At 71.6% G+C, this 6290-nt stretch carries 6 protein-coding genes; 4 read left to right on the forward strand and 2 right to left on the reverse strand.

Annotation, left to right across the window (positions count from 1 at the left end):
• Positions 1 to 112: 112 nt before the first annotated feature.
• Both Q0588_RS04320 and Q0588_RS04325 read left to right on the forward strand, forming a co-directional pair.
• The gene (locus Q0588_RS04320; protein WP_298744089.1) at positions 113 to 1564 is read left to right on the forward strand and encodes a DUF1800 family protein; all 1452 of its coding nucleotides are present in this window, start codon (positions 113 to 115) and stop codon (positions 1562 to 1564) included.
• Positions 1561 to 2745, forward strand: a complete 1185-nt coding sequence (locus Q0588_RS04325; protein ID WP_298744090.1) for a DUF1501 domain-containing protein — start codon at positions 1561 to 1563, stop codon at positions 2743 to 2745. The genes Q0588_RS04320 and Q0588_RS04325 overlap by 4 nt, the downstream gene beginning before the upstream one ends.
• Before the next feature lie 10 nt (positions 2746 to 2755).
• On the opposite strand, the gene Q0588_RS04330 is transcribed toward Q0588_RS04325, so the two are convergent.
• Together Q0588_RS04330 and crcB are read right to left on the reverse strand one after the other, a co-directional pair.
• Positions 2756 to 3790, reverse strand: coding sequence for an RluA family pseudouridine synthase (locus tag Q0588_RS04330; RefSeq protein ID WP_298744091.1), 1035 nt, complete (start codon positions 3788 to 3790; stop codon positions 2756 to 2758).
• Positions 3787 to 4182: a fluoride efflux transporter CrcB gene (gene crcB / locus Q0588_RS04335; protein WP_298744094.1), complete on the reverse strand. Its 396-nt coding sequence runs from the start codon at positions 4180 to 4182 to the stop codon at positions 3787 to 3789. The genes Q0588_RS04330 and crcB overlap by 4 nt, the downstream gene beginning before the upstream one ends.
• Before the next feature lie 46 nt (positions 4183 to 4228).
• Between crcB and Q0588_RS04340 the strand changes: the two genes are divergently transcribed.
• A complete protein-coding gene (locus Q0588_RS04340) occupies positions 4229 to 4669 on the forward strand; it encodes a DUF2214 family protein (RefSeq protein ID WP_298744092.1) in 441 nt (146 codons plus the stop codon).
• Between the two features lie 199 nt (positions 4670 to 4868).
• A complete protein-coding gene (locus Q0588_RS04345; protein WP_298744093.1) occupies positions 4869 to 6080 on the forward strand; it encodes a hypothetical protein in 1212 nt (403 codons plus the stop codon).
• Positions 6081 to 6290: the final 210 nt, after the last annotated feature.

Here is a 6290-nt window from a genome sequence, read left to right on the forward strand (position 1 = left end):
CCGGGCGATCTCCTGCTTGGTGCGTCGTCGGTGCGAGGATGCGGGCGCCGGCGACGGAAATCCCGCGGACCCCCGTTTGAGTGGTAGAACCGCCCACGGGAAGTCGATGTCCATGCCGCAGGATCAGTCCCGACTGCAAGGCGCGATCGCGCTCACCCGTTTCGGCATGGGGGCCAGACCGGGCGAGATGGACGCCGTCGCGCGCGACCCCCGGGGGTGGCTGAGGGCGCAGGTGCGTCCCGAACGCGTCCCGCGACCGGAAGGCCCGTTTCCGTCCGCGCCGGATCGCCTGGCGGCGTTGGGCGAATACCGGCGCCGGGTGCAGGAGATCATGCGCCCCGCGCCCGCGCGCCCGGCGGACGCCATGCCCCCGCCCCCTTCGATGGCGGCGGACGACACGGGCATTCCCGAGTCCGTGCGCCAGTCTGCCCGCGCCCTGCTGACCCAGACGGGTCAGGAATACCTCGCCTCGATCCGGCTGGCCGCATCGACGCCCGCCGGTTTCGCCGAGCGCTGGGTCAGGTTCTGGTGGAACCATTTCGCCATCGGGATCGGCAAGGTCGCTGTCGCACCGCTGGCGGGCGATTTCGAGCGCGAGGCGATCCGGGCCCATGTCTTCGGCCGGTTCGACGACATGCTGACGGCCGTCGAGAGTCATCCGGCGATGCTGATCTATCTGGATCAGGCGCAGTCGACAGGGCCCAACAGCCTTGTCGGCCAAAGACGCCGGCAGGCGGGCCTGAACGAGAACCTGGCGCGGGAGATACTGGAGCTTCACACCGTCGGCGCGGACGCCGGATATTCCCAGGCGGATGTGACGGAGTTCGCCAGGGCGTTGACCGGATGGTCGATCCGGCAGCCCAATCTGCCGGTGCGCCTGTATGCGGGCGCGATCGACGGCGCCAACGGCTCCACCTATGTGCCGCTCATCCATGAGCCGGGAACCCGGCAGGTGATGGGCCGCAGCTATCGACAGGGCGGCGGCGACCAGGCCCTGGCCATACTGTCCGATCTGGCGAGCCACCCCGCCACGGGCCGGCGCCTGGCGCGCCGGCTGGCGGTGCATTTCCATTCCGACACGCCCCCGGCGGGACTGGTCGACCGGCTGGAGTCGGCCTGGACCCGGGACGGACGACGGCTGGATTCCCTGGCCCTGGCGCTGATCGACGCCCCGGAGATGTGGGAGGCCGAAGCGCGCAAATTCAAGCGTCCGGAGGAGTTCCTGATCTCGGGCTATCGCGCCCTCGGCCTGGCGCCCCGGCGCATCGAGCATGTTCAGCCGGCCCTGGTCGCCCTGGGCCAGCCGCCGTGGGCGCCGCCCTCGCCCGAGGGCTGGCCCGACGAGGCCGTCGCCTGGGCCGCGCCGGACGCGGTGATCAAGCGCCTGACCTGGGCCCAGCGGTTCTCGGAAGCCGCGGTGCGCGACCAATCGCCCATGGATCTGGCGGAGTCGGCCCTGGGACCGCGCCTGACCGACCGGACCCGATCCGCCGTCCGACGCGCCGAAGACCGCGCCGAGGCGGTGGCGATCCTGCTGATGTCTCCGGAGTTCCAGCGCCGATGAGCACCCCCCTGTTCCTGACCCGCCGCCTGTGGCTCGCCGGCGCCGCCGGCGTGGCCGTCACCGCCCATGGCCGGATGGCCTGGGGCGCGGCCCTGTCCGACCGGCCCAAGCTGGTGGTCATCATCGCCCGCGGCGCCATGGACGGCTTGTCGGTGGTCGTGCCGCACGGCGACCGCGACTATGCGGCCAAGCGCGGGGTGGTGGCGATCAGCCCGCCGGGCGAGGTCGGCGGCGCGCTGCCCCTGGACTCCGACTTCGGCATCCATCCGGCCATGGCCCGGCTGCACGGACTGGCCGTGGCCGGGCAGGCGCGCTTCGCGCCGGCGGTGGCGATCCCGGCGCGGCTCCGCTCTCATTTCGACGCCCAGGATGTGCTGGAGAGCGGCTCGGCCCGCCTCTACGGCGCCGACGACGGCTGGCTGAACCGGGCGCTTTCCGTCTCGGGCGGGCGCCGGGGCCTGGCCGTCGGAAGCCAGACGCCGCTGGTCCTGAGGGGGCCGGTCCAGACGGCGTCATGGACCCCGGGCGGCCCGGGGCGGACGGACGAGCGGGTGGCGGCCGCCCTGATGGACCTCTACGCCGACGACCCGCTGCTGGGTCCCGCCCTGACCGCAGGCCTCGAGGTCGAGACCCAGGCGGTCTCGGCCACCGAGGGGCTGGAGTTGAGACGCAACAATGTCGAGGGCCTCGGCGAGGCGGTGGCCCGATTCATGATCGCGGAGGAAGGACCGGACGTCGTGACCCTGTCGCTGGACGGTTATGACACCCACGCCCGCCAGGGCGCGGCGCAGGGCGTGCTCGCCAATCAGCTGAGGATTCAGGATCGGGTGATCGGCGGACTGCGCGACGGGCTGGGCGAGACCTGGGCGCGCACGGTGATCGTCGTGGCCACCGAATTCGGACGCACCGTGCGCGCCAACGGCACCGGCGGAACCGACCACGGCACCGGCTCGGCCCTGATCCTCGCCGGCGGAGCCCTGCGTCCCGGCGGCATCGTCGGCGACTGGCCGGGCCTGTCCGACGGAGTCCTGTTCGAAGGCCGCGACCTGGCCCCGACCGCCGACATCCGCAGCGTATTCAAGGGCGTGCTGCGCGACCATATGGGCCTGGACCGGGCGGCTCTGGACACCGTCGTCTTCCCGGACAGCGCCGACGCGCCGGGCTACGCCGGACTGGTCTGACCCGAAGCGTTCAGCGCTGACGGCGGACCCCTTCGAAAGGATCGCCCTCGTCGCCCTCCGCCTCCTCGAAGCCGAAATGGGCGAAGCCGGCCTGCATCTCGGGGCTGAGCGGGGCCTCGACGATCAGCTTGCCGCCCGACGGGTGGTCCAGTTCGATGCTGCGGGCGTGGAGTTGCAGTTTCAGCGGGCCGGACAATTCGCGGGATTTCTCGTCGCCGTATTTCGGATCGCCGAGGATCGGGTGGCCGATGGCGGCCATGTGGGCGCGCAGCTGGTGGGTGCGGCCGGTGAAGGGGCGCAACGCCATCCAGCTCGCCCGGTGGGCGGCGCGGCTGAGGGTGGCGAAGGCGGTCTCGGCCGGTTCGGCCTTCGGGTCCTTGCGGTCGGCGGGGCGCATCATCTCGAAGTCGTTGATGCCGGTCTTCTTCAGCGGCAGGTCGATCTGGCCGGCGGCGGGCTTCGGATTGCCGATGACGATGGCCCAGTAGGTCTTCTTCGCCTGACGCCGGGCGAAGGCGCCGGCCAGCCGCTTGGCCGCCTCGGGCCCCTTGCCGAGCAGCAGCACGCCGGAGGTGTCGCGGTCCAGCCGATGCACCAGGCGCGGACGCTCCATCCCCTCCCCCCAGGCCGACAGCAGCCGGTCGACGTGGCGGCTGGTCTTGGTCCCGCCCTGCACGGCCAGGCCATGGGGCTTGTTGATGGCGATGACCATGTCGTCCTCGTAGAGGACGAGGGATTTGGCGAAGCGGATGTCCTGTTCGGACAGGGTGTGAAGGTCCCCGGCCTTGCGCGAGGCGTCGTCCGGGATGGGCGGCACGCGCACGGCGGCGCCGGCGGTCAGCCGGCCCTCGGGCTTGATGCGGGCGCCGTCGACGCGGATCTGGCCGCTGCGGGCCATCTTCTGCACCTGGATGTTGGACAGGTGCGGCCAGCGCCGGCGGAACCAGCGGTCCAGCCGGATGCCGTCCTCGGCCTCGGCGACATAGAGGGTCTGGACCTCGCGTTTCGGCGCGGGCTCGGCGTCCTGGACGGGGTCGTCGGTCAAAGGGCGGCTCCGAAGGCGCGGCGGGCGACCATCAGGCCGACGAACAGGGCGGCGACCGAAAGAACCACCGAGGCGGCGGCGTAGCCCCCGGCCATGGCGAATTGGCGGCGCTCGATCATCAGCGCCGTCTCCAGCGAGAAGGCCGAGAAGGTGGTGAAGCCGCCCAGCAGCCCGACCGCCGCGAAAAGGCGGATGGTCTCGCCGTGGGCTCCGCCGCGGAAGGCCAGCCAGCCGGCCAGCAACCCCATCAGCAGGCCGCCGCCGACGTTGACGCCGAGGGTGCCCCACGGCCACTGGGCGGTCGGGACCAGCCGCATCGACAGCGCGCCGACACCGTAGCGCGCCATGGCCCCCAGGGCGCCCCCCGCCGCAACGATGAGAAGTCGTGTCATCATGCGCGGCTTATACTGGACTGGGCGGCAAAGCGAAGGAGGCTGCATGACCGACCTCGTCCTCGCCATCCTCCACCACATCGCCGTGTTCGGCCTCGTCGCCGCCCTGGCCATGGAGGCGGCGATGTTGCGGACGCCCGGGGTCGACCCGGCCCGGCTGGTCCGGATCGACGCCGGCTTCGGCATGGCCGCCCTGCTGGTCCTGGCCGTCGGCGTCAGCCGGGTGATCTGGGGCGGCAAGGGCTGGGCCTTCTATGAGGCCAATCCGTTCTTCTGGGCCAAGATCGGCCTGTTCGCCGCCATCGGCCTGATCTCCGTCCTGCCGACGCTGGCCTTCTTCCGCTGGCGCGGGGCGGCCCGGGGCGACCGGGGCTTCACGCCGCCGGCGGGGGAGCTGGGCCGGGCGCGGCGGTGGGTCGCCCTGGAGGCGCTGCTGCTGGTCCCGCTGCTGGCCTCGGCCGCGGCCATGGCGCGCTGGCCGTTCTGAGATGTCTCCTCCCTGTTCGCATAGCGAATGGGGAGGAGACGGTATCCGTTCTGACCGAAACTTCACTTGCCGGGCGGCAGGGTTAACGGCGATACCTGAGCGCGACGGCCCCGCTTCGCGTCACGAGGGAAGGCCGTCGGCCCGGCGGCGGCGATCCGCCATAGTGTCGGGTCATCGATGGAAGGACCGCCTCCGCGTCATGTCGCACGACGATCACAGCCCCCCGCCGCCTGGTCCCGACGCGCACGCCGCGCCGTCCGACGGCGACCACGCCCGGTCGCACGGCGGCCTCGACGCGGCCGCCAATCCCCCGCCCAGCGGGGCCTCGGACGTGCAGGACCGGGCCGTCCCGAGCGCCCGCCCCGAGCGCCGCACCGGGCCGCTGCGCAATCCCGAAGGCATCCTGCACCCGATCCAGGACAGCGAATATTTCTCGGAGGACCCCGAGGCCATCGAGCGCGTCTCGGCCCACATCGACGAGTATTTCAACCAGCCGCTGGACATCTTCCCGTTCTGGGAGACGGAGGGAAAGCCCGACCGTTTCCACGTCCTGTTCGCGCGCCAGATCGAGGAGCGGTTCCCGGTCGATTCCGACCTGCGCGCCGACATCTACGCCTATGGCCGCCGGGTGTTCGACGCCCTGCGGGTGCATGTGCTGGTCAAGCGGCTGAACCAGGCCCTGGCCATGGCCGGCTTCGGGATCCTGGCGGCGCTGGGACCGACCTGGTTCAACCGCTGGACCGGCTCCGACACGGCGGGCGCCGCCATCGCCGGGGGCGCCATGCTGGCCGCCCTGGGCCTCTACTGGGGCATCCAGCAGATCCTGTTCATCCAGTACCGGTTCCGGCTGGAGAACGATTCCTACCAGCTGTCGCGCGAGATCGTGCAGCGGACCCGCGAACTGCAGAACCTGTTCACCTCGGGCCGGGCCATGGCCGACCAGGCCGAGACCCGCTACCAGCAGGACGGCAAGGCCTGGGGGCAGCGGGCCCTGTATCTGACGCGGCTGACCATGTGGCTGGGCGCGCGCATGGAGTACCTCGAGAAATACGTCCAGATGGAGCTGTGGCGGGTGCGCCGCGAGCGCTACTGGATGCGCTGGCTGGCCCGGCTGCTGACGCCGGCGGTGTTCGTGGGCGGGGTCGCCATCCTCGCGCTGCAGCCAGGGCTGGACGGTCACGAGTTCGCGCTGCGCGCCCTGCAGGGGCTGGCCCTGGTGCTGTCGGCGGTGGTCGGCCTGCTGTCCTATTTCCGCTGGCAGACCCCGACCTCGGCGGTGCAGGACAAGCTCGGCATCGAGAACTGGGTCCGTTACGCCTCGCTGGACGTCGACAACGCCGTCGCCGACCAGGTCCGGCGCGACAAGGAGCGGCTGGTCGAGTACCGGGCCCTGACCCGCGGCGGCAGGTAGGGGCTGGGAGCCAGGGGCTAGGGTCTAGATTCAGGGCAACGCTTGGCGGTCAGCCCCGGGCCGTCGCGCTCCGACTACCCTAGAACCTAGCCCCTAACCCCTTCTCCACCCAAGGCTATCCCGCACGCCGCCGGCGTCATAGGCGTTGGGGCGGTCGGGCTTGCCGCCGTTCCCCATCACCACCTCCAGCGTGGTCGAGGTCGGCGACGG

Source organism: uncultured Brevundimonas sp. (genome assembly GCF_937870815.1).
GTDB lineage: Bacteria > Pseudomonadota > Alphaproteobacteria > Caulobacterales > Caulobacteraceae > Brevundimonas.

Coding starts and splice junctions, on each gene's coding strand:
- Q0588_RS04320 (WP_298744089.1), top strand. CDS start 113: ATGCCGCAGGATCAGTCCCGACTGCAAGGCGCGATCGCGCTCACCCGT.
- Q0588_RS04325 (WP_298744090.1), top strand. CDS start 1,561: ATGAGCACCCCCCTGTTCCTGACCCGCCGCCTGTGGCTCGCCGGCGCC.
- crcB (WP_298744094.1), bottom strand. CDS start 4,182: ATGACACGACTTCTCATCGTTGCGGCGGGGGGCGCCCTGGGGGCCATG.
- Q0588_RS04340 (WP_298744092.1), top strand. CDS start 4,229: ATGACCGACCTCGTCCTCGCCATCCTCCACCACATCGCCGTGTTCGGC.
- Q0588_RS04345 (WP_298744093.1), top strand. CDS start 4,869: ATGTCGCACGACGATCACAGCCCCCCGCCGCCTGGTCCCGACGCGCAC.